This window comes from Ferrovum myxofaciens, assembly GCF_000735045.1.
In the GTDB taxonomy this organism is placed as follows: domain Bacteria; phylum Pseudomonadota; class Gammaproteobacteria; order Burkholderiales; family Ferrovaceae; genus Ferrovum; species Ferrovum myxofaciens.
The window spans coordinates 1-20664 of the sequence record NZ_JPOQ01000099.1 but is presented as its reverse complement, the minus strand read 5'-3'; the positions used below and the strand labels follow the sequence as shown (position 1 = coordinate 20664).

Annotated in this window: 20 protein-coding genes and 1 pseudogene; 11 read left to right on the top strand and 10 right to left on the bottom strand. The window is 54.9% G+C overall.

The window, feature by feature from the left end:
• The 3 genes and pseudogenes from IV91_RS19775 to IV91_RS0111080 form a co-directional block, all read right to left on the bottom strand.
• A pseudogene (locus IV91_RS19775) lies at positions 1–169 on the bottom strand (acetyl-CoA carboxylase biotin carboxyl carrier protein); the annotation flags it as partial.
• Between the two features lie 4 nt (positions 170–173).
• Complete coding sequence (aroQ, locus tag IV91_RS0111085; RefSeq protein WP_031598361.1) at positions 174–608, bottom strand: type II 3-dehydroquinate dehydratase; 435 nt, start codon at positions 606–608, stop codon at positions 174–176.
• A gap of 58 nt (positions 609–666) precedes the next feature.
• Positions 667–1518 (bottom strand): SDR family oxidoreductase, encoded by an 852-nt coding sequence (locus IV91_RS0111080; protein WP_031598360.1) that lies wholly within the window; start codon positions 1516–1518, stop codon positions 667–669.
• A gap of 35 nt (positions 1519–1553) precedes the next feature.
• On the opposite strand from IV91_RS0111080, the gene IV91_RS0111075 reads away from it, so the two are divergent.
• A complete protein-coding gene (locus IV91_RS0111075) occupies positions 1554–2570 on the top strand; it encodes a CDP-6-deoxy-delta-3,4-glucoseen reductase (RefSeq protein ID WP_031598359.1) in 1017 nt (338 codons plus the stop codon).
• Here IV91_RS0111075 and IV91_RS0111070 read toward each other — a convergent pair.
• The 4 genes from IV91_RS0111070 to hemC are packed head-to-tail and all read right to left on the bottom strand — an operon-like array spanning position 2559 to position 5781.
• Complete coding sequence (locus IV91_RS0111070; RefSeq protein WP_031598358.1) at positions 2559–3083, bottom strand: heme biosynthesis HemY N-terminal domain-containing protein; 525 nt, start codon at positions 3081–3083, stop codon at positions 2559–2561. The genes IV91_RS0111075 and IV91_RS0111070 overlap by 12 nt on opposite strands.
• On the bottom strand, positions 3080–4075 hold the full coding sequence (locus IV91_RS0111065) for a uroporphyrinogen-III C-methyltransferase (protein WP_051862599.1): 996 nt from the start codon (positions 4073–4075) through the stop codon (positions 3080–3082). Before IV91_RS0111065 ends, IV91_RS0111070 begins: the two co-directional genes overlap by 4 nt.
• Positions 4068–4805, bottom strand: a complete 738-nt coding sequence (locus tag IV91_RS16895; RefSeq protein ID WP_051862598.1) for a uroporphyrinogen-III synthase — start codon at positions 4803–4805, stop codon at positions 4068–4070. The genes IV91_RS0111065 and IV91_RS16895 overlap by 8 nt, the downstream gene beginning before the upstream one ends.
• A 4-nt stretch (positions 4806–4809) precedes the next feature.
• Entirely contained in the window at positions 4810–5781 is a 972-nt protein-coding gene (gene hemC, locus IV91_RS0111055; protein ID WP_227509450.1) for a hydroxymethylbilane synthase, read from the bottom strand.
• A 27-nt stretch (positions 5782–5808) separates the two neighbouring features.
• Between hemC and ppc the strand changes: the two genes are divergently transcribed.
• Positions 5809–8571, top strand: a complete 2763-nt coding sequence (gene ppc / locus IV91_RS0111050) for a phosphoenolpyruvate carboxylase (RefSeq protein WP_031598354.1) — start codon at positions 5809–5811, stop codon at positions 8569–8571.
• A complete protein-coding gene (locus IV91_RS0111045) occupies positions 8564–9619 on the top strand; it encodes a D-alanine--D-alanine ligase family protein (RefSeq protein ID WP_200874386.1) in 1056 nt (351 codons plus the stop codon). The genes ppc and IV91_RS0111045 overlap by 8 nt, the downstream gene beginning before the upstream one ends.
• On the opposite strand, the gene gshB is transcribed toward IV91_RS0111045, so the two are convergent.
• Together gshB and gshA are read right to left on the bottom strand one after the other, a co-directional pair.
• Positions 9553–10503, bottom strand: coding sequence for a glutathione synthase (gene gshB, locus IV91_RS0111040; RefSeq protein ID WP_031598351.1), 951 nt, complete (start codon positions 10501–10503; stop codon positions 9553–9555). The genes IV91_RS0111045 and gshB overlap by 67 nt on opposite strands.
• A gap of 22 nt (positions 10504–10525) precedes the next feature.
• Positions 10526–11809 (bottom strand): glutamate--cysteine ligase, encoded by a 1284-nt coding sequence (gshA, locus tag IV91_RS0111035; protein WP_031598349.1) that lies wholly within the window; start codon positions 11807–11809, stop codon positions 10526–10528.
• Between the two features lie 213 nt (positions 11810–12022).
• Between gshA and IV91_RS0111030 the strand changes: the two genes are divergently transcribed.
• From IV91_RS0111030 to IV91_RS0110995, 8 genes are all read left to right on the top strand, one after another.
• The gene (locus tag IV91_RS0111030; RefSeq protein WP_031598348.1) at positions 12023–12481 is read left to right on the top strand and encodes an SUF system Fe-S cluster assembly regulator; all 459 of its coding nucleotides are present in this window, start codon (positions 12023–12025) and stop codon (positions 12479–12481) included.
• Between the two features lie 2 nt (positions 12482–12483).
• Positions 12484–13932, top strand: a complete 1449-nt coding sequence (gene sufB / locus IV91_RS0111025) for a Fe-S cluster assembly protein SufB (RefSeq protein WP_031598347.1) — start codon at positions 12484–12486, stop codon at positions 13930–13932.
• 55 nt (positions 13933–13987) lie between these two features.
• Entirely contained in the window at positions 13988–14755 is a 768-nt protein-coding gene (sufC, locus tag IV91_RS0111020; protein ID WP_031598346.1) for a Fe-S cluster assembly ATPase SufC, read from the top strand.
• A complete protein-coding gene (sufD, locus tag IV91_RS0111015) occupies positions 14752–16044 on the top strand; it encodes a Fe-S cluster assembly protein SufD (RefSeq protein WP_035417865.1) in 1293 nt (430 codons plus the stop codon). Before sufC ends, sufD begins: the two co-directional genes overlap by 4 nt.
• Positions 16031–17257 carry a SufS family cysteine desulfurase gene (locus tag IV91_RS0111010; RefSeq protein WP_031598343.1) on the top strand — a complete coding sequence of 409 codons (1227 nt, stop codon included), beginning with the start codon at positions 16031–16033 and terminating at the stop codon, positions 17255–17257. The genes sufD and IV91_RS0111010 overlap by 14 nt, the downstream gene beginning before the upstream one ends.
• Before the next feature lie 9 nt (positions 17258–17266).
• On the top strand, positions 17267–17707 hold the full coding sequence (gene sufU, locus IV91_RS0111005) for a Fe-S cluster assembly sulfur transfer protein SufU (protein WP_031598341.1): 441 nt from the start codon (positions 17267–17269) through the stop codon (positions 17705–17707).
• A gap of 156 nt (positions 17708–17863) precedes the next feature.
• Positions 17864–18220 carry a DUF59 domain-containing protein gene (locus IV91_RS0111000; RefSeq protein WP_031598340.1) on the top strand — a complete coding sequence of 119 codons (357 nt, stop codon included), beginning with the start codon at positions 17864–17866 and terminating at the stop codon, positions 18218–18220.
• 133 nt (positions 18221–18353) lie between these two features.
• A complete protein-coding gene (locus IV91_RS0110995; RefSeq protein ID WP_031598338.1) occupies positions 18354–19877 on the top strand; it encodes a YifB family Mg chelatase-like AAA ATPase in 1524 nt (507 codons plus the stop codon).
• 34 nt (positions 19878–19911) lie between these two features.
• On the opposite strand, the gene IV91_RS0110990 is transcribed toward IV91_RS0110995, so the two are convergent.
• Positions 19912–20151, bottom strand: a complete 240-nt coding sequence (locus IV91_RS0110990) for an accessory factor UbiK family protein (RefSeq protein WP_031598337.1) — start codon at positions 20149–20151, stop codon at positions 19912–19914.
• Positions 20152–20664: the final 513 nt, after the last annotated feature.

Genomic DNA, 20664 nt, shown 5'->3' with positions numbered 1-20664 from the left:
GGGTGTGGGGGGGCGGGGGCGGGGCATACGAGGGGGGATAGGCATACTGGGGAGCCGAACTGCCAAACTTGGCGATGCGTACTTTCTCTTCTCCCTCGGTGATTTCCAGTTCGCTAATGCCCGACTCTTCTACCAAATCAATCAGTTTCTTTAATTTTCTCAGGTCCATGGTGTTACGCCTTGTTCATGAAATAGTCGAGGGCCAGTTCATATCCCCGTATCCCCAATCCACAGATGACTCCCACCGCGATAGCCGACAGATAGGAGTGGTGGCGAAAGGGTTCCCGGGCATGAATGTTCGACAGGTGTACTTCGATAAAAGGGAGGTCTACAGCAGTCAGAGCGTCGCGCAAAGCCACGCTGGTGTGGGTCAACCCCCCAGGGTTGATGAGAATGGCTTGAGTTCCGTCGACACGGGCATCATGGATACGGTCGATGAGCGCCCCTTCCCAGTTGCTTTGAAAACAGTCCACGGATATTCCCCGTGCGGTTCCCAGAGTGCGCAGACGGGCATCCAGATCGGCCAGAGTCGAATTGCCGTAAACCGTGGGTTCGCGGGTTCCCAGCGCATTCAGGTTTGGACCGTGCACGACGAGAATTTTTTTCATGTCGCGATTTTGCCTCGAAATCACTGAAAATGTCCAGAAATTTAACGAATATCGCTACTCATTTCAGAAATGAGAGCACGCTGGGATAACACCAATTCAGGTGTAATTCTTGCTTGATACGCTGGTTGTGAATACGTCGGGACTCCTTCAAAAAACTGAGATTGAAGGGGTCAAGAATTTTTTCCAATTCACAAAGAGGGAGAAAGGGTGGAAGCGGCAGGTGATGATGTTGAGCCAGAGACCCATAAAATTCCCCCATCGGGAGGGGTTGATCGTCCACCACATTATATACGCGTTGCGATTTTCCCAGGGTGCAGGCCGCAACCACGGAACGGGCCAGATCCAGTTCATGGATATGATTGGTCCACGGATTTTCCAGGGGTAAGGGAACGCCTTTCCGGAGTCGTTCAAGAGGCAAACGATGCTCGCCATAGATGCCAGGCGCGCGCAGGATGATCACCCGGCAACCTGTGCGGCGACCGAAAGCGCGCAGTTGGGTTTCGGCGTGGACCCGACGTCGGGCACGGGCGGTATGGGGGCGGACTGGACTGGTTTCATCCAGCCAGTCTCCCGCTGAAGAACCGTAGACGCCGGTGGTGCTGATGTAGATCAAACGCTGTGGTAAACTGGTGCCCCGTCCGAGCGCGGCAAGCAGGTGTCGGGTGCGTGTGTCATCCTGGCTCGTGGGTCCGGGTGGGGCAAAATGGAGTACGGTGTGTGACAGTCCTGTAAGCCGCAGCAGGGTATGGGGATGATCCAAGTCGCCCAAAATTGGCAAGGCGCCCAATGTACGCCACTGAGGCATCGCCTCCGTTCTTCGGCAGAGGGTAAACACGGGACCCGAGCCCTTCAATAAGGGAAGGACGCGACGCGCCACATTACCCGCGCCGATGATCAGGTAAGAATTCATCAAGTCATTGTAACGTCATTTACGCGAGAACGGCCATGTCATTCCAAGTTACAGTCCAACCCAGCGGTCGCCAGTTTCAGGTGAACGATGAAGAAACCCTGTTGCAGGCAGCCCTGCGCGAAGGCATTGGTTTACCCTATGGGTGTCGCAGCGGCGCCTGTGGCAGTTGCAAGGGCAAGGTTCTGGAGGGACGAGTGGACTACGGCGACTATCAAGCCAGCGCTTTGAGCGAAGAGGACAAGGCACAGGGAAAAGCGCTCTTCTGTTGTGCGCGTCCCATCGGGGATGTGGTTATCGAGGCACGTGAAGTGAGTGGTTTTGCGGATATGCAAATCAAGAAGTTGCCCTGCCGGGTGGAGGCCATTGAACGTCCCAACCACGATGTGGTAGTGCTCAAACTCAAGTTGCCCGCCAATGAAAAATTTGAATTCATGGCGGGACAATATATCGACTTTTTACTCAAGGACGGAAAGCGGCGCAGTTTTTCCCTGGCCAATTCTCCCCATGATGCTGCCTTGCTGGAGTTGCATATCCGTCATTATCCAGGGGGAAATTTTTCCGGGTTTGTATTCAATGAACTGAAGGAACGTAGCATCTTGCGCTTTGAAGGGCCTCTGGGTGCCTTTGTCTTGCGGGAAGATTCGGAAAAACCGATCATTTTCATGGCAGGTGCCACGGGTTTCGCACCCATCAAGGGCATGATCGAGTACGCGCGCCACAAGGGCATCAATCGTCCCATGGCGTTGTACTGGGGAGTGCAAAGTGCCGTGGATTTGTATCAACGGGACATCGTGCGCATTTGGGAGGCGGAACTTCCCCATTTCACTTTCGTTCCGGTGTTGTCTGCGCCTTTGCCGGAAGATCAGTGGACCGGGCGGACCGGATTTGTCCATCAGGCCATTCTGGATGATTTTTCGGATCTGTCTTGCCATCAGGTCTATGCCTGTGGTGCATCGCGCATGGTGGAAGCAGGATTCAAAACTTTTACCGAAAGCCGTGCCTTGCCTGAAAACGAGTTTTATTCCGATCCTTTCGTGCCCTCAGGGACTTGAAGAGTCGTTGACCTTCGTCGTGAGCCCCATCCTGGAACGAATCGACGAAAGCATGGACAGGGTTTCGGGGCCTTCTTCCTGCGCCAGACTCAGGTAGCGGTCCCTGGCTTCGAAGTGGTGTGCTTCATGGGCGGATAGAGCGGCCAGCATCAGGCATAGAGGTCGCGCCTCCTCCCCCCTGAGGGCGACGGTTGCCATTTTTTCAGCCTTCTCCGGGTGCCCAGAGAAATAGGCCGTTAATCCCTGATACAGGGCACCGCGCGCGCGCGTTCTCGAGCGGCGGAGATGGTAGTTGCGGATCTGTTTGGGGAGTTGCCAGATTTTGAAGAACATATGCCCCACCAGATTGAGTACCAGAAGGATCAGTACCAGACCCAGAATAAATACCGACAGGGAAATCTCGATACGCCACGGGGTCTGAACGATCAAGACATAGCCTGCCGTGATGTTGAAGGACAGGGCAAGAAGCGTGGCGAGCATGAAAAGAATGAAAAATCCAAGCAGTAACCTCATGGATTTCCTCCTCTGGCGGCGTGTACGGCAGCCAGTGTGGCGCTGATATCGGGCAGTGGGACACTGACGGGCGTTGTGGTCAGGAGTTGAATATTGGACAGAAAATTTTTGACCGCAGGGTTTGCCGTATCAAAGTAGCGTTGCAGCCAATGCTGCGCCTCTGAAAGTTCACTGCGAAAACGTACCTCATTGCGGGCCAGCACATCGATGCGTGCAGCGAAGAGACGTAATTTTAGATTTTCACGCAAAAAATAGGTTTGCTCGGGGGTGAGCAAGGGGAGTTCAGGCGTATCCATGCGGCGAATTCGGATGGCGTTATTCAACTCCAGCAGCATGTCCTGAGTCAGCCGTTCCAGCCAACTGGTTCTCGTATCCTTCGGGAGCGGTGGTGGTTTGGGGCGGGTATCCGAGGCCAGTGCCAAGCCATCCACCTGTTGGATCATGGAATCCAGACGCAGAGTGATTCCGTTGGTATCCACATAAGGGAGCGCACGCAGATGATCCATGTCCTGTTTCAGATTTTCTCTGAGATGGTTCAGGGCGGGTTTATCCAGACGTTGCAGGCGCAGGTCAGCGGCTTCCAGAGCAGCCAGAGCTGACTGGACATTACCCGTCAATTCCAGTTGCTGGTTGGCGATGATGACCAATTGTTCTACCTCGGCCAGAATCCAGTCGTCGCGATGACGCATGAGGTCCTGATAGAGCGCTGCCAGTTCTACCTGTTGATTTTGGGTATCGGAAAACCGTGACTCGAGCACGACCAGACGGGTACTGGTTTCACGGCTGGTTTCATTGGCTTGTTGAGCCAGGCTTTGTACTTGCTGAGATAATTGATCCGTTTGGGATAATCGTTTGCTCAAATCCTGGCGCAAATCCAGCAACTGGTTGCGTTGATAGAAGACCAATCCCGCCAGTCCCAGAAGGATGATCAAGAGGGTCAAACGTCCGGGCAAGTAGGACTTTTGGGTGGCGGGCGGTTGTTCGTTAACCATGGGAATGCCCCTTTTTCTGGTAATGGGCAATTAATGCATCGTCCCCGGGAGAAAGTACCACGGGGTGGGGCAGCCCAAGCGCGCGTAGCGCCGTGGCGATGCGCGAATGACTGACGATGAAGGGCCGGGTTGCCAGGATTTCCCGTTGCGCTGGCGAGGCCATGGCCCACAAATTGTGGAAGGATTCGGTACTTTGCACCGAGATGGAAGCACCGGCCTGCAAGGCCTCCTCCAAGGTTTCAGGATTGCTTTGAGGTACCTGACGGACGTAGCATTCGATGTAGCCTACTTGGGCTCCCCTCTGTTCCAGAGTCTCCCTCAGCCATTCCCGTCCTCCGCGTCCTCGTATGATGGCGATTTTCCATCGGTCCATCCTTTGGAACAGAGGGAGTGTCAGCAAGGCCTCGCTATCGGAGCCTTGCTCCGGGTAGAGCACAGAAGTTCCGCTGACTTCCTGCAGGCGCCGGGCAGTGGCCAGACCGACTGCAGCCAAACGGTGGGTTTCCTTGTGGAGAGGAGCAAGGAAGCCCCAGCCCGCATGCACGGCATTGGCGCTGACAAAAATCCATAGTGCTGCCTGGGCGGCCCAGGACAGAGATTCTGCCGTGGGTGTCAGGGGGGTGATGTCGATGGTTGGGTAGACCCAGGAGCGAATTCCAAGCGAATTCAGACGTTCTGCCAAGCGGGTGGCTTCGGCGCGGGGGCGGGTAATCAGCAACCCGGTCGGCATTGTTTCAGGCGCGACAGGCGTTCAGAATGTCCGCCGCACCCTGATCAAGCAGGTCCATGGCCACCCCGTCCCCAAGCGCTTTGTACTGGGACAATGGAGCGCTTTGGCAGGCACGAATGATACGTGTGCCGGCTGGGTTGCCTACAAAGGCGCGCAGGGTCAGGATCTCGCCTTCTGCCTCGGCAAAGGCACCCAGCGGGACATCGCAACTGCCTGCCAGACGGCAGGAGACGGTACGTTCGGCAAAAACACAAGCTTCGGTGGCCGGGTCTACCAGGGCGTCAATCCAGTTTCCCAGGGTCGGATGGTTGGCTAGAAACTCCAATCCCAGCGCGCCCTGTCCTACGGCAGGCAGACTGTCCTCCGTGTCGATGAGCGAGCGAATGCGATCCGCCAAACCCAGGCGGCGCAGACCGGCAGCTGCCAATATGATGGCTTGGTACTGACCTTGGTCGAGTTTGCGCAGACGGGTATCCAGATTGCCGCGCAGTGGGCGGACGTCAAGGTGGGGAAAGCGGGCTCGGATCTGGCATTCACGCCGCAAACTGGCGGTTCCTACGATGGCACCAGCCGGTAGGGCGGCCAGATTTTCATGATTATTGGAGACAAAGGCATCGCGCGGATCTTCGCGCGGCCCTGCCACCCGCAGGACGAGTTCGGAGGGGCGGTTCATCGGGACGTCCTTCATGGAATGCACGGCCATGTGGGCTCGCCCCTCCAGCATGGCCAATTCCAATTCCTTGACGAAAAGACCTTTTCCTCCCACGGCAGAGAGGGTACGATCGAGGATTTGATCCCCCGTGGTGGTCATTCCCAGCAACGAGAAGTGCGCAAGGGGATATAATCCTGCCATTTGTTGCTGGATATGTTCGGCCTGCCACAGGGCTAACCGGCTTTCACGAGTGGCGATGATGATTTCTGGAGAAGGCATGATGAAGAACACAATGAGTGCATCCGAGATGTGGAATTCTAGCATGAAGGATGCCTTGAACGGAGGTCGGACATGACTTCTTCCACCAATTTGGACAAGGACTTGCCTTTGCGCGACGATATTCGTTTTTTGGGCAGGATTCTGGGCGACACACTGCGCGATCAGGAAGGTGAAGTTATTTTCCAGTTGATCGAAGGAATACGCCAGACTGCCATTCGTTATCGTCGTACCGGTGATGACAAGGCACGGGTCCAACTGGAACACGGTCTGGATGGGTTGAGCCCGGAGGACACCATTGCAGTGGTGCGTGCTTTCAGTTATTTCTCCCATCTGTGCAATATTGCGGAAGACCTGCACCACAACCGGCGCCGCATGGCCTATTCCCAAGCTGGCGCCCCGCCTCGCGAGGGCAGCATCGCACTGGCTTTACAACGTCTCAAGCAGGCCAATGTGGATGCAATTACGGTGAGGAGATTTTTTGAACGGGCCATTATTTCACCGGTCCTGACAGCACACCCCACGGAAGTACAACGCAAAAGTGTGCTCGATTGCCATCTGCTGATCGCCAACCGGCTGGAGGAACGGACCCGTATCGCGCTGACTCCGGAAGAAAAGGAAGCCAATGATGCTGCCCTGCGCCGGGCGGTCTTGACCCTGTGGCAAACCAATGAATTGCGCACCTTCAAGTTGCGTGTCCATGATGAAATTGAGAATGGACTGTCTTATTATCGTTATACTTTTTTGCGCGAGGTGCCGCGCCTCGAGTCTCAAGTGGCGGCCGCCCTGGAAAAAGATCCGGAATACGCCAGCATTGCTCAGGATTTCCCTTCCTTTTTGCGCATGGGCAGTTGGATTGGGGGCGATCGCGATGGAAATCCCTTCGTGACTGCAGAAGTCACCCAACATGCCATGTGTCGTCACAGCGCTGTGGCCATGGAGTTTTACCTGACCCAGTTGATGACCCTGCGCGGTGAGTTATCTCTTTCTTTCCGTCTGGTTCAGGTGTCGCCGGAGGTCATGGCCTTGGCCGAGCGTTCGCCGGAACGCACCGACAGTCGTCTCGAAGAACCCTATCGGCGTGCGCTCACGCATATTCATGCGCGCCTGTTTCAGACCGCCTTGCGTCTGGGGTGTTTTCGTCAGAACGAAGAGGTGGACGAGGCAGATCCCTACGAATCGGTGGAAGAATTTTCTGCGGATCTGGAACTTCTGAAAACTTCGCTGGTGGGCCATGGTTCTGGTTTGCTGGCCGAGGGGCGTTTGAGTTTGCTGATTCGCGCCATTTCGTCCTTCGGGTTTCATTTGGCTCCCCTGGATTTGCGCCAGCATTCCGAATTTCACGCACTTACGGTGGCAGAATTGCTGACTCAGGGCGGCGTGGGCGTGGATTATCTCGCGCTGAGTGAATCCGAACGGGTGGGCGTACTGATAAGCGAGTTGGAAAGTCCCCGTTTGTTACGTTCCCACGTTTCCCGATTCAGCGAAGCGGTGCAACGTGAACTGGATGTATTTGACGTGACTCGGGAAATTCATCGCTCCCTTGGTCCGCAGGCATTGCCCAACTACATCATCTCGAAAACCGATAGCGTCAGCGATCTGCTAGAGGTGGCTCTGATTCTCAAGGAAGCGGGTTTGTTGCTGCCTGGAGAGAACCCTCAACTGGGCATGAACATCATTCCGCTGTTTGAAACTATTTCCGATTTGCGTGGTTGTGGCGAGATCATGGAGCACTTATTTTCCTTGCCTGTCTACCAGAAGTTGCTAAACAGTCGTCAGCGTACCCAGGAAGTCATGTTGGGATACTCCGACAGCAATAAGGATGGCGGATTTTTGACCGCTAACTGGGAGCTTTACAAGGCAGAAAAGATCCTGGTGGAGATTTTTTCCCGTCATGGGATCGAGTTACGTTTGTTTCACGGACGGGGTGGCTCGGTGGGACGCGGCGGCGGTCCCAGTTATTATGCGATTCTGGCGCAACCCGCTGGCAGTGTGAACGCCCAGATTCGTCTGACGGAACAAGGCGAAGTCATTGCCAGCAAGTATTCTGATCCCGGCATCGGACGACGCAATCTCGAAACTTTGGTGGCAGCCACGCTGGAGGCCACCTTGCTGGATCGGGATCGCGATCTGCAAGGACGGGAGCAATTCTATACGCTGATGGAGGAGTTATCGGTCTATGCCTTTGAACGCTACCGAACTTTGGTCTATGAGACGCCGGGGTTTGAAAGTTTTTTCCGGGAGGCCACCCCCGTCAGTGAAATTGCTGAATTAAATATAGGCAGTCGTCCGGCAGCCCGTCGTAAAACCCAGAAAATCGAGGATTTGCGTGCTATTCCCTGGGTATTCAGTTGGGCTCAGTCGCGTATGATTTTACCGGGGTGGTACGGGTTTGGCAGTGCGGTGGCACGGTTTTGTGCGGCCCATGTCGAGGGGTGGGACTACCTGCGTCGTATGTACCGTACCTGGCCTTTCCTGCAAGCCTTGCTTTCCAATATGGATATGGTACTGGCCAAGACCGATCTGGTCATTGCCCAACGCTATGCCCGTTTGGTGAGTGACGAAGCATTGCGCGATGCAGTTTTCCACGAAATTCGCACGGAATTTGAATTGACGACCCATGCCTTGCGCGAAATCACCGGACAGAAAGAACTTCTGGAGTCGAATCCGACGCTGGCTCGGAGTATTCGCGAACGGCGTCCCTACATGGACCCCCTCAATCATCTTCAAGTAGATCTGCTGCGTTCTTTCCGTTCTGGAGAGGAGGGAGAAGCCGTGAAACGTGCCATTTATTTGACCATCAATGGGGTGGCGGCTGGGTTGCGTAATAGTGGTTGATTCATCGGTATGCGGCGATTCCCTCGCCATTGCCGTGTTGACGGGGGGTATGAGTGCCGAACGCGACATTGCCATTGCCAGTGCCGTGCAGGTAGTGGAAGCATTGCGGCGTAGGGGGCAGCAGGTCCGGGTGGTGGACACGGCTCAGGGTTGGCTGACGCCGGCGCAGGAAAAAGAGTTATTGGCTCAACGGGTGGGTATCCGTCATTCCGGGGAACGGGTGCTGTCCCATGGCATCCCTTCCTGGCTGACTCTGCCGGAGAATTTTTTTCCGGATCTGTGGTTTTTGGCGCTTCATGGAGGCGCAGGAGAGGATGGGCGGATACAGGGGTTGCTGGAAATGACCGGCATTCCTTATACCGGCAGTGGCGTGTTGGGAAGTGCCATGGCCATGGATAAAGACGTAAGTAAGCGCTTGCTTCGGGCGGCTGGAGTTCCTACGCCGGACTGGTTGATGGCCCCCGTGGAATGTGAGGAGATCGAAGGGATGCTGGGTTGGCCCGTCGTGGTCAAACCCAGCAAGCAGGGTTCGACGGTGGGCCTGTCGGTGGTACATACGCCAGAAGAGTTGCCACAAGCATTGACACTGGCCTTCCAGCATGATGATGAAGTTATGGTGGAACGTTTCGTTCCGGGACGAGAATTGACCGGACCGGTGCTGGGCAGTCAGGCATTGACGGTGGGGGAGATCGTCCTGCAAAAGGGAAACATTTTTGACTACGAGGCCAAGTATCAGCCGGGAGGCGCACGGGAAGTTTTTCCTGCTGAACTCTCTCCTGACCAGACGGGCGAGGTTCAGCGTCTGTCTCTTCTGGCCCACCGCACCCTCAAGTTACAGGGTTATAGCCGAGCAGACTTTCGTCTCGATGCACAGGGGCGGTTATGGTGTCTGGAAGTCAATACGTTGCCGGGTCTGACCGCGATGAGCCTGGTTCCCCAGGCGGCAGCGGCACAGGGTATTTCCTTCGATGACTTGGTGGATCAAATCTGTCTGCAGGCTCTTTCCAGGGCTTCGATGACCTGCATTGCCCCATCAAAGCCAGTCTGATCCCGAATTTCACGGAAGCAGGTGGGACTGGTGAGATTGATTTCGGTCAGATGGGTACCGATGATATCGAGACCCGCCAATAACACGCCAGCTTTGCGCAGGAAAGGCCCCACCTCCTCGGCAAGCCGCTGATCCGAGGGATCGAGCGGCTGGGCTATCCCCCGTCCCCCCGCCGCCAGATTACCTCGAGTTTCTCCCTGGGCGGGCAGACGGGCAAGGCAATAGGGCAAAGGTTCCCCTTGCACCATCAGGACACGCTTGTCACCTTCTTGAATGGCTGGAAGATACTGTTGGGCCATGATGGTGCGCGTTTCGTTGCGCGTCAGGGTTTCCAGAATGACTGCCACATTGGGGTCCTGTGCTTTCACGCGAAAGATTTCCCGTCCGCCCATGCCGTCCAGAGGTTTCAGAATGATGTCCTGATGGCGTTTCAGAAAGATACGAAAAGCGTCTTGGGTGCGGGCCACCAGTGTGGGGGGGCAGAGATGAGGGAAAAGGGTCGTGGCCAACTTTTCGTTGTAATCACGCAGGGCTTGAGGCCGGTTGAAAACCCGTGCGCCCTGCCCCTCCGCCAGGTCCAGAAGATGGGTGGCAAAAAGGTACTCGGAATCCACTGGGGGATCCTTGCGCATTAGGACTGCCGAAAAATCGCACAGTTTGCGAAAAGAAGCTGCACTGCGCTGTGGGATCAGGATTCCTTGAGAGGTCGTATAGTCAAGGGGAAGGGTCCAACCCTGAACCCAACCTTGGTCGAGTTGTAGTCCTGTGGGTTCGATGGCAAAGAGGCGATGTCCCCGTTGGTTGGCGGCACGCATGATTTCAAGGGTCGAGTCCTTGTCAGGCTTGAGTTGGTCCAGGGGGTCGATGAGAAAAGCCAGATCCATGGGGAAAGGTCCGTGGGTGAAGTCAGGAGGAGAATCGGGGCGCCATCATTTCCAACTCGCGCGCTGCAGCCAACAGTGCCAGACGGGCGACAACCCCATAGGTATAGAAACGATTATGCGGCGCATCCGGTTGGTGGGTACAGTCTGCAGACATGGCGGGGGTCTGGAAGGCCAGGGGGGCGAAATGGGCGCCGGGGGCATTGAGATTTTCGTCGATTCCCCGTTCGGTATGAACCCGATAAAATCCCCCCACCACGAAATGGTCCATCATGTAGACCACGGGTTCTGCTACGGAGTCCTCGACGGTTTCGAAGGTGGGTACCCCTTCCTGCAGCAATACCTCATGGACTTCCTGACCTTCCTTGATGACGGCCATTTTGTTGCGTTGGCGGCGATTGAGTTGATTCAGTTCCTTGGGGTCCTTGATGGTCATGACTCCCATTCCATAGGTACCCGCATCTGCCTTGAGAATCACAAAAGGGTTTTCTTTGATGGCGTATTCCTGGTATTTTTGACGAATTTTTTGGAGCAAGTCGGCAACCTGGGACTGGACTTCCTCCAAACCGATGCCTTGCGAAAAATCCACGCCGGAACGATGGTCGAAATAAGGGTCGATGAACCACGGATCGATTTGAATCAAGCGGCAAAATTCTTCGGCAACCTGGCGATAGGCGGTAAAGTGAAGGGATTTGCGGCGTGTGCTCCAGCCGGCCCAGGGAGGGGGAACTATGGCTTGCGAAAGATTTTTTAGCAGGTCGGGAACGCCGCCGGACAGATCATTGTTGAGCAGGATGGCGCAGGGGTCAAAGTTCTCCAGAACCAGACGGTTGCCTTGGCGTTGGACGGGTTCCAGCAGCAGGGACCCTCCCTGGGGTAAAGGCACCTCGGTGGGTTGAGCGAGATCGGGCAGTAAACTGCCGATACGCACCGTGAACCCTGCGCGCTGAAGAATCGACTTCAAGGACGATACATTTTGAAGGTAATAGGGATTGCGCGTGTGATTTTCCGGGATGAGCAGGAACTGGCGGGTATCCGGACAGATTTTCTCCACTGCGCTCATGGCGGCCTGAACGCAAAGGGCATCAAATGCCTTATTCAGATTGTTGAAACCGGCAGGGAACAAGTTGGTGTCCACTGGTGCCAGTTTATACCCGGCATTGCGCAGGTCCACGGAGGCGTAAAAAGGAGCGGAGTGTTCCTGCCATTGGTGTCTGAACCAATGTTCGATGCGGGGCATTGCGTCAAGAATCTGTTTTTCCAGAGTCAGCAGGGGGCCCGTGAGGGCGGTTGTCAGATGGGGCACCATGGGCTCATTCCTAAGGTTTAGCCGGCCCATTCTATCAGTGCACCCAAGATGGTGCAGCAGATTGGTTAAAGAAAAAAGAAAGTCTGCAAGGTTAAGACGCCGAGAAAATTTCTCGGAAATCAAGGAGAAAGTTCGGTGGTTGCGTAGGGTTATAAAGAGTACTATAATGGTACTGTATACGAAGAATTCCTTTGGTCTGATATGGACAACAGTATGATTCGCATCGGTAAACTGACAGACTACGGTATTCTCATCCTCACCCATATGGCGCAGGATGAGGCGCGCCTGTTTACGGCTCAGGAAGTCTCACTGGCCGTGGGCGTTCCCTTGCCTACCACCACCAAGTTACTCAAAACCCTGGTTCACGGCAATCTGCTTGATTCCCAGCGCGGAACCAAGGGCGGCTATCTGTTGGCGCGTCGCCCCGACCAGATCTCCATGGTGGATGTGGTGACCGCTTTGGAGGGTCCGGTGGGATTGACCGACTGTGGAACCGCCCAGCATCCGGGAGATTGTCAGCGTTCTATTTCCTGTGCCATCAAGACCAACTGGCAGCGCATCAACCAGGCCGTGCATGATGCACTGGCGCAGGTGACACTGGCGGAAATGCGTCTGCCCGCCGTTCATCCCGTTCATTTACCGGCATCCCGAGCCAATTTACTGAGAGTCTGATCATGAACTCTATCACCGATACTTTGGAAGGCTTGATTTCACTGGAATACCGACATGGATTTGAAACCTCCATTGAAGCGGATGAGATCCCCAAGGGGTTGTCCGAGGACACGGTACGCCTGATCTCTGCGCGCAAGAACGAACCAGAATTTCTTCTGGAGTGGCGTCTCGAGGCTTATCGTCGCTGGCTCAAAATGACTCCGCCCACTTGGTCCAGTGTTCATTATCCCCCCATTGATTATCAGGACATCATCTACTACTCCGCACCCAAGTCACAGAAGGATGGACCCAAAAGTCTGGACGAAGTGGACCCTGAATTGCTCAAGACCTACGAAAAATTGGGAATCCCTTTGCATGAGCGGGCTATTTTGGCAGGGGTGGCGGTGGACGCGGTGTTCGACAGTGTTTCCGTGGCTACTACCTTCAAGGACAAGTTGGCGGAAGTTGGCATTATTTTCTGCTCTTTTTCAGAAGCGGTGCAGCATCATCCCGAGTTGGTCAAACAGTATCTGGGTACGGTGGTGCCGGTCCAGGATAATTTTTATGCGGCTTTGAATTCGGCAGTGTTCAGTGATGGCTCCTTTGTCTATATCCCGCCAGGTGTGCGCTGTCCCATGGAATTGTCTACCTACTTCCGTATCAATGCCAAAAATACCGGGCAATTTGAACGCACCCTGATTATTGCGGATCGAGGTGCATCTGTGAGTTATCTGGAAGGTTGCACAGCCCCCATGCGCGATGAAAACCAGTTGCATGCCGCGGTGGTGGAACTGGTAGCGCTGGAAGATGCAAAAATCAAGTATTCCACGGTACAAAACTGGTATCCGGGGGACAAGGATGGGCGTGGAGGGATCTACAACTTTGTCACTAAACGTGGCGATTGTCGGGGAGCGCGTTCCCATATTTCCTGGACACAGGTGGAAACCGGATCGGCCATTACCTGGAAATATCCCAGCGTGATTTTGCGTGGGGAGGAATCCGTGGGTGAGTTCTATTCTGTAGCCTTGACCAATCATCGCCAACAAGCAGATACAGGAACCAAGATGATTCATATCGGCAAGAATACCCGCAGTACCATCGTGTCTAAGGGGATTTCCGCAGGGTTTGGACAACAGGCTTACCGCGGATTGGTTCGCATGGCACGGTCGGCCACGGGAGCGCGTAACCATACGCAATGCGATTCCCTGCTTCTGGGAGATCGTTGCCAAGCCCATACTTTTCCCTATATCGAGGTCAAGAACAATACGGCAACGGTAGAGCACGAGGCTTCCACTTCTCGGATCGGTGAAGACCAACTGTTTTTTTGCCGTCAACGCGGCCTGTCAGCTGAGGATGCAGTTTCCATGATCGTCAATGGGTTTTGCAAGGAAGTCTTCAAGGAATTACCCATGGAGTTCGCGGTGGAGGCGCAGAAATTGCTCGGGGTCAGTCTCGAGGGCAGCGTGGGCTGAGACTTGCTCCAGGGATTCAGGACAAATTCAATCATTTTGGAACGATGGAAACGCTATGTTAAGCATCAAGAATTTACAGGCATCAGTGGGCGACAAGGCAATTTTGAAGGGAATCAACCTGGAAGTGAAGGCCGGTGAAGTGCATGCCATCATGGGGCCGAACGGTTCGGGGAAGAGTACCCTGTCCAATGTGCTGGCGGGACGGGAGAATACCACCGTCACGGGGGGCAGTGTGACCTATCAGGGCAAGGATTTGCTGGCATTGGCAGTGGAAGAACGGGCTCGAGAAGGAGTTTTTCTGGCTTTTCAGTATCCCGTGGAAATTCCCGGGGTGGGCAATGTCTATCTGCTCAAGGCTGCACTCAATGCTCAGCGCAAGCATCGCGGGTTGCCTGAATTGGATGCCATGGATTTTCTGGCTCTGGTCAAGGACAAGATGAAGTTGATGGAAATGAATGAGTCGATGCTTTATCGCGCCGTCAATGAAGGTTTTTCCGGTGGTGAGAAAAAGCGTAATGAAATTCTTCAGATGGTGGTTTTGGAACCCAGTTTGGCCATTCTCGACGAAACTGATTCGGGTTTGGATATCGACGCCTTGAAAGTTGTGTCCCATGGGGTCAACAGTTTGCGCAGTCCCGAGCGTGCCATGATTCTGGTGACTCACTACCAGCGATTGCTGGATTACATCAAACCGGATTTCGTGCATGTGCTGTCCGATGGACGCATTCAGCGCTCCGGTGGTCCTGAATTGGCTTTGGAATTGGAGCGCGAAGGTTATGCCTGGGTTGGGGATGCAAAGAACGCAGGAGTGGTTGCGCCATGAACCCATTCCTTGCCCAATGCCGCGCCAGTTTTGAGGCACAAGCGACTCAGGAAGGGACGGTCGAAGGGAGCCAGCGTCAGGCAGAATGGACCCGATTCGAAGCCCTGGGGTGGCCGACGACACGTCTCGAAGATTGGAAGTACACCGCCTTGTCGGGATTGGAGAAGTTGTCTCTGCACCACTCAATCGAACCCAGAGAAGCGGTGAAGGGAGCGCCGAGAGCGCTTCTGGAGGGAATACCCGCGCCCCGCCTGGTTTTTGTGGATGGGATGTTTCAACCGGATCAATCCATGATTGAAGGACTTCCCAAGGGAGTTCACCTGCGTTTTTGGTCTGAACTGGATGCGCGGGAACGGGAACGATTTACACAAAAGATGGCGCCAGCCCGTGCCCTGACGGCTTTCGGTGCACTCAATGGCGCTCTTTTTACAGAGGGAATCTGGATTACGGTGGATGCGGGATGTGCGCTGGAAACACCGTTGCATCTGGTGAAGGTGAGTCTGACGGGACAACGTATGAGTCATGGGGCTCTGTTGCTCGAGTCGGAAGAAAACAGCGAGTTGACCCTACGGGAACACTGCCTGGGGAGCACCGATCAGCCTGCCCACAGCAATTGGGTGACGGCCATCGAACTGGCACCTCAGGCGCGTTTGACCCTGGTGAAGGTGCAACAGGAAGGTCTCCTGTCTTACCATACGGCTGCGTTGCATGGGCTCCAGCGCGCCGGTAGCCAACTGCAAGTTTTTGCCTTCGCCTTGTCTGGCGCGCTGGGACGCAATGATATTACTCTGCGCTTGATTGAGCCCCATGCCGAATGTGTTCTCAAAGGCATGTATCGGGTGGCGGACCGTGCCCTGCAGGATTTTCATACCACGATCGAACATGATTCCCCGCACTGTACCAGTGATGAGTGTTTCAAGGGCGTGCTGGAGGGCTCGGGCAAAGCCGTGTTCAATGGACGGGTTCGGGTGGCACTGGATGCCCAGAAAACATCCTCACGCCAGTCAAACCACAATTTGTTGTTGTCCGACAAGGCCGAAGTCAATACCAAACCTCAGTTGGAAATATTCGCCGATGATGTGAAATGCAGCCATGGTACTACGGTGGGTCAACTGGACGAGGAGCAGTGGTTTTATCTGCGTACGCGCGGGATTGCCGCGGATTTGGCCCGTACCCTGTTGATTCAGGCCTTTACCCTGGAGATTGCCGAAGCGATTCCCCATGTTGACGTGCGCGCAGAGGTTCGGCGCTTGTTGGGTGGCACGGTTGAGGAGAATGGCCATGTTTGACCCTCATCTCTGGCGTCGTCAATTTCCCATTCTGGAGCGGAAAGTTCACGGGAAACCTTTGGTGTACCTGGATAATGCCGCGACGACTCAAAAGCCACTCGCTGTACTGGATGCGGAACGATATTATTTCGAACATTTCAATGCCAATATTCATCGTGGCGTCCATGCGCTCAGTCAGGAAGCCAGCGAGGCCTTTGAAGGGGCTCGCGAAAAAGTTCGCGCGTTTCTGGGGGCGGCACATGTGGAAGAGATCATCTTCACCCGTGGGGCAACGGAGGCCATCAATCTTGTGGCTCAGACGTGGGGCCGTACTCATCTCGAGGCTGGTGATGAAATTCTGATCAGTGCGATGGAGCACCATGCCAACATCGTACCCTGGCAAATGCTGTGCGAAATGACGGGTGCTCGACTCAAGGTCATTCCCATGGATGAGCGAGGGGTTTTATTGATGGATCAGGTGGATCACTTGCTCACGGCGCGTACCCGTTTGGTGGGGATCACTTTGGTGTCCAATGCGCTGGGAACCGTGAATCCTGTGGTTGAGATCATCCGCAAGGCCCACGCAGCAGGTGCCAGGGTGCTGGTAGACGGGGCTCAGGCAGTGGCTCACGTGGCGGTGGATATGGTGGCCTTGGGATGTGATTTCTTCGTGTTTTCCGGGCACAAGTTGTATGGGCCCACGGGGATCGGTGTCTTGTATGGAAAAAAGGACCTGCTCACGGCGATGCCCCCGTATCAGGGCGGTGGGGACATGATTTTGCAGGTTACCTTCGAGAAAACCACTTACAATCAGATACCTTACAAGTTTGAGGCCGGGACGCCCCATATTTCCGGGGCTATCGGACTGGGGGCAGCCATCGACTTTGTTCGGTCCGTGGGACTGGAGAACATTGCGGCCCATGAAGACCGGTTGCTTCAGGAAGCGACCGAGCGCGCTCAACGGGTCAACGGCCTGCGCATCATCGGAACGGCACCGGGCAAGGCCAGCATCTTTTCTTTTGTGCTGGAGGGCATCCATCCCCATGATATTGGAACCATTCTGGACAGTGAAGGGGTGGCCATTCGCAGTGGCCATCATTGTGCCATGCCGGTGATGGACTATTTTCACCTGCCCGCTACGGCACGGGCATCCTTTGCCTTGTATAACACCCTGGAGGAAGTCGAGAGCCTGTTCCAGGCAATCGAACGGGTACAAAAACTGTTCCTGAATTGAGAGGGTCTCATGAGTGATTTGCGTGATCTATATCAGGAAGTGATCTTTGATCATAACCGCCATCCCCGCAATTTTGGTCCTTTGCCGGGAGCCAATCGCCATGCCGATGGTTTTAATGCCTTGTGCGGGGACAAGTTGTCTCTCAATCTGAAAGTCGAGGACGGCATTATCCAGGAAGCCCGTTTCGAAGGTTCGGGTTGCGCCATTTCCACGGCTTCGGCCTCCCTCATGACCGAGGCCCTCAAGGGACGTCATGAAGCCGAGGTAGCCGAGTTGTTCGAAGGTTTTTACCACATGGTCAAAGGAGAACCTTATACCGTGGAGATGGGCAAACTGGCCGTTCTGGCGGGGGTAAGCGAATTTCCGGCACGGGTGAAATGTGCCACCCTGGCTTGGCATACCCTGAATGCAGCGCTGCATCAGGCCGATCAACCGGTTTCAACGGAGTAGATCATCATGTCAGCGATTGAATGGTTAAACCAGAAAGAGCCTCAACCCGAACCAGTCGAAGGGTCAGCCAGACGTTACGTCTCCGTGGGTCGTCAACCTTCTCCCGAACCTCCTTCCATTCCCTTGGAAGAGGCTATTGCGGCGGGGTTTCCGGGGATGGATGCCAGTGACATACCCAAACCTGCAGCGGCTCCGGAATTTTCTCGGGATGAGTTGGAGGAAATGGTCATTGCCGCTTTGCGTACCGTCTTCGATCCCGAAATTCCTGTCAACATTTATGATCTGGGATTGATTTATGGTTTGACCATCGACCCCCAACAGGCGCATGTGGATGTTCGGATGACCTTGACCGCGCCGGGTTGTCCCGTTGCTCAAACCTTTCCGGGAGAAGTGGAACAACGGATGACGGAGGTGCCGGGCATTGATTCGGCCCACGTGGAATTGGTCTGGGAACCCCCCTGGACACGGGAACGGATGAGTGAATCCGTGTTGCTCACACTGGGCATGCTCTGAGGGGCCGGTTCTCTTTCCCGGAAATTCTTTCCTGCGGGCTATTGGCATACGCAAGGAAGCGGATTGTCTTGCGCTTTTTGAAAGAAAGATGCATGCCGTCATGGGGCATCATGATTCTTTCCAAAGGGCGATCATGGCTTTTACCTGCGTCTACAGTCGGGCTTTGTGGGGTGCGGAAACCCCGCTGGTGAGGGTGGAAGTCCACCTGTCCGGCGGGTTGCCCCAGTTTAATCTGGTGGGTTTGCCCGAGGCAGAGGTACGCGAGAGCCGGGATCGCGTGCGCGCCGCTTTGAATCACTGCGGTTTTGGTTTTCCCCTCCAGAGGGTGACGGTCAATTTGGCCCCTGCCGAACTTCCCAAGCATTCCAGTCGCTACGATTTGCCCATCGCCATAGGAATTCTGGCTGCTTTTAATCATTTGCCTCACGCTCTGCTTGAAAATTGGGAATTTGCCGGAGAATTGGGATTGAATGGCGACCTGTGCGCCATTCATGGAGCTTTACCCATGGCGGTGGCTGTTGCGCAGGCGGGACACTGGTTGATGGTGGCACGGGCTTCGGCTCCAGAGGCCGTACATGGCTATCCTGCCGGGGTATATGGAGCTACCCACCTGCGTGAGGTATGGGATCATTTGACCAGTCGTTCTTTATTGCCGCTTGTTCATTTGGAGCCACAGGACAGGGCTGCTGTAATCATGCCGGAAATCGATCTGGCTCAGATCCGTGGACAGAGTCAGGCGAAAAGGGTATTGGAAATTGCCGCAGGGGGGCGTCACCATCTATTGTTGGTGGGGCCTCCGGGAGTCGGGAAATCTCTATTGGCACGTTGTCTGCCGGGCATTTGTACCCCCATGACAGGAACGGAAGCCTTGGCCCTGGCTGCCATTCGGGCAGCACATCGAGAAACCATCGATCCCTCCCTTTGGCGCGTCCGTCCCTTCCGTCATCCTCATCATTCTGTGACGACGGCTGCATTGATGGGTGGAGGACACGGGACACACCTTCATCCTGGAGAGGTTTCCCTGGCTCATGGGGGAACATTGCATCTGGATGAACTGGGCGAGTTTCCAACGCATTTGCTGGACATGCTGCGTGAACCCCTCGAGTCCGGTCAGGTCGCGGTATCCCGGGCGGCGCATAAGGTCATTTATCCTGCCCGCTTTCAACTGGTGGGGGCCATGAATCCTTGCCCCTGTGGTTATCGCGGTCATCCCGCCGGGCGGTGTCGGTGTACCCAACCTCAACTGGAACGCTACACGCGCCGTCTGTCCGGTCCATTCCTTGACCGAATCGACCTGCAATGGGAATTGCCCTCCCTCACGGCAGAGGAACTGATGGCGGAATCCCCTGGAGAATCCAGCGGGGTTGTGCGCCAGCGCGTCATTGCGGCTCAAGAACGCCAGCATGAACGTCAGGGTATGACTAATGAGGGTTTGGGGAGTGATGCACTGCATCGCGTAGCCCCCTTATCCGCCCAGGCCAAAAAATTATTGTTGCGCGCCGCAGATCATTACGAACTCAGTGTACGGGCCGTGCATCGCGTATGGCGTGTGGCCCGCACCATTGCGGATTTAGGTATGGATGAGGGTGTGTCTGAAAGCGCCATTGCCGAGGCATTGCATTATCGGACCGGTTTTGGAAAATTCAATCCCTCATAAGTGAGCAGAGGTCCCGGTGATGGCCTGAAAGGTGTCACTTTCCTTGCTGCGCTTCCCAAGTCGCCACTTTGGCTTCCAGTTCGTTCAACTTCTCCCGGGTGCGGGCCAGCACCTGAGTCTGACGGTCGAACTCCTCCCGCGTCACCAAGTCTGCTTTTGCCAGGAGACTGCTCAACAGTGCGCGAGCATTCTTCTCCACATCGGCAACGGGGGTCTTGGCAACCAGGTCAGAAATTTTTTTGGTGAATTCGTCGATCAACGTATGGGGGTCCATGGAGGATTCCTGAAGGGTTGGCTGAACAAGAGAACATTCTATCCAATTTTCGTGCGCGGGTTTTTGTCATTCCCTTTATTTGCAGGGGGCCATGCTCCAAATTGGACGGGTATGCGATGGGAGCGCACTTATTTGGTGCGGTTTTTTTGGATCTTGATAAAAATTGGCCTAAAAGGTTGGAAAAAATGAAACTTTTAGGGAGGTTCGTGGTTGGCACGGTCTGTGCTTAATAGGGGAGGGAAGTTGTCGGAAAGGATTGACCGGAATTTCATGCACAGGTTCAATTTTTTTATGAATTCTTTGTATCGGTATTCCTATGATGAGCATCGTAATTTAATTCCAAACTCCAAGGAGAAAACCCCATGAAAGCCCCCCTGCCCTTCCCGCTCAAATTAACCTCTTGTTTTTTGATGATGGGGATGATGACGGCTGCCAACGCAAAGGAGGATGAAACCAATGCAGAGCCGGAAATGACCATTGCCAAGTTGTTCAAGGCCTCCAGCATCGATGTCT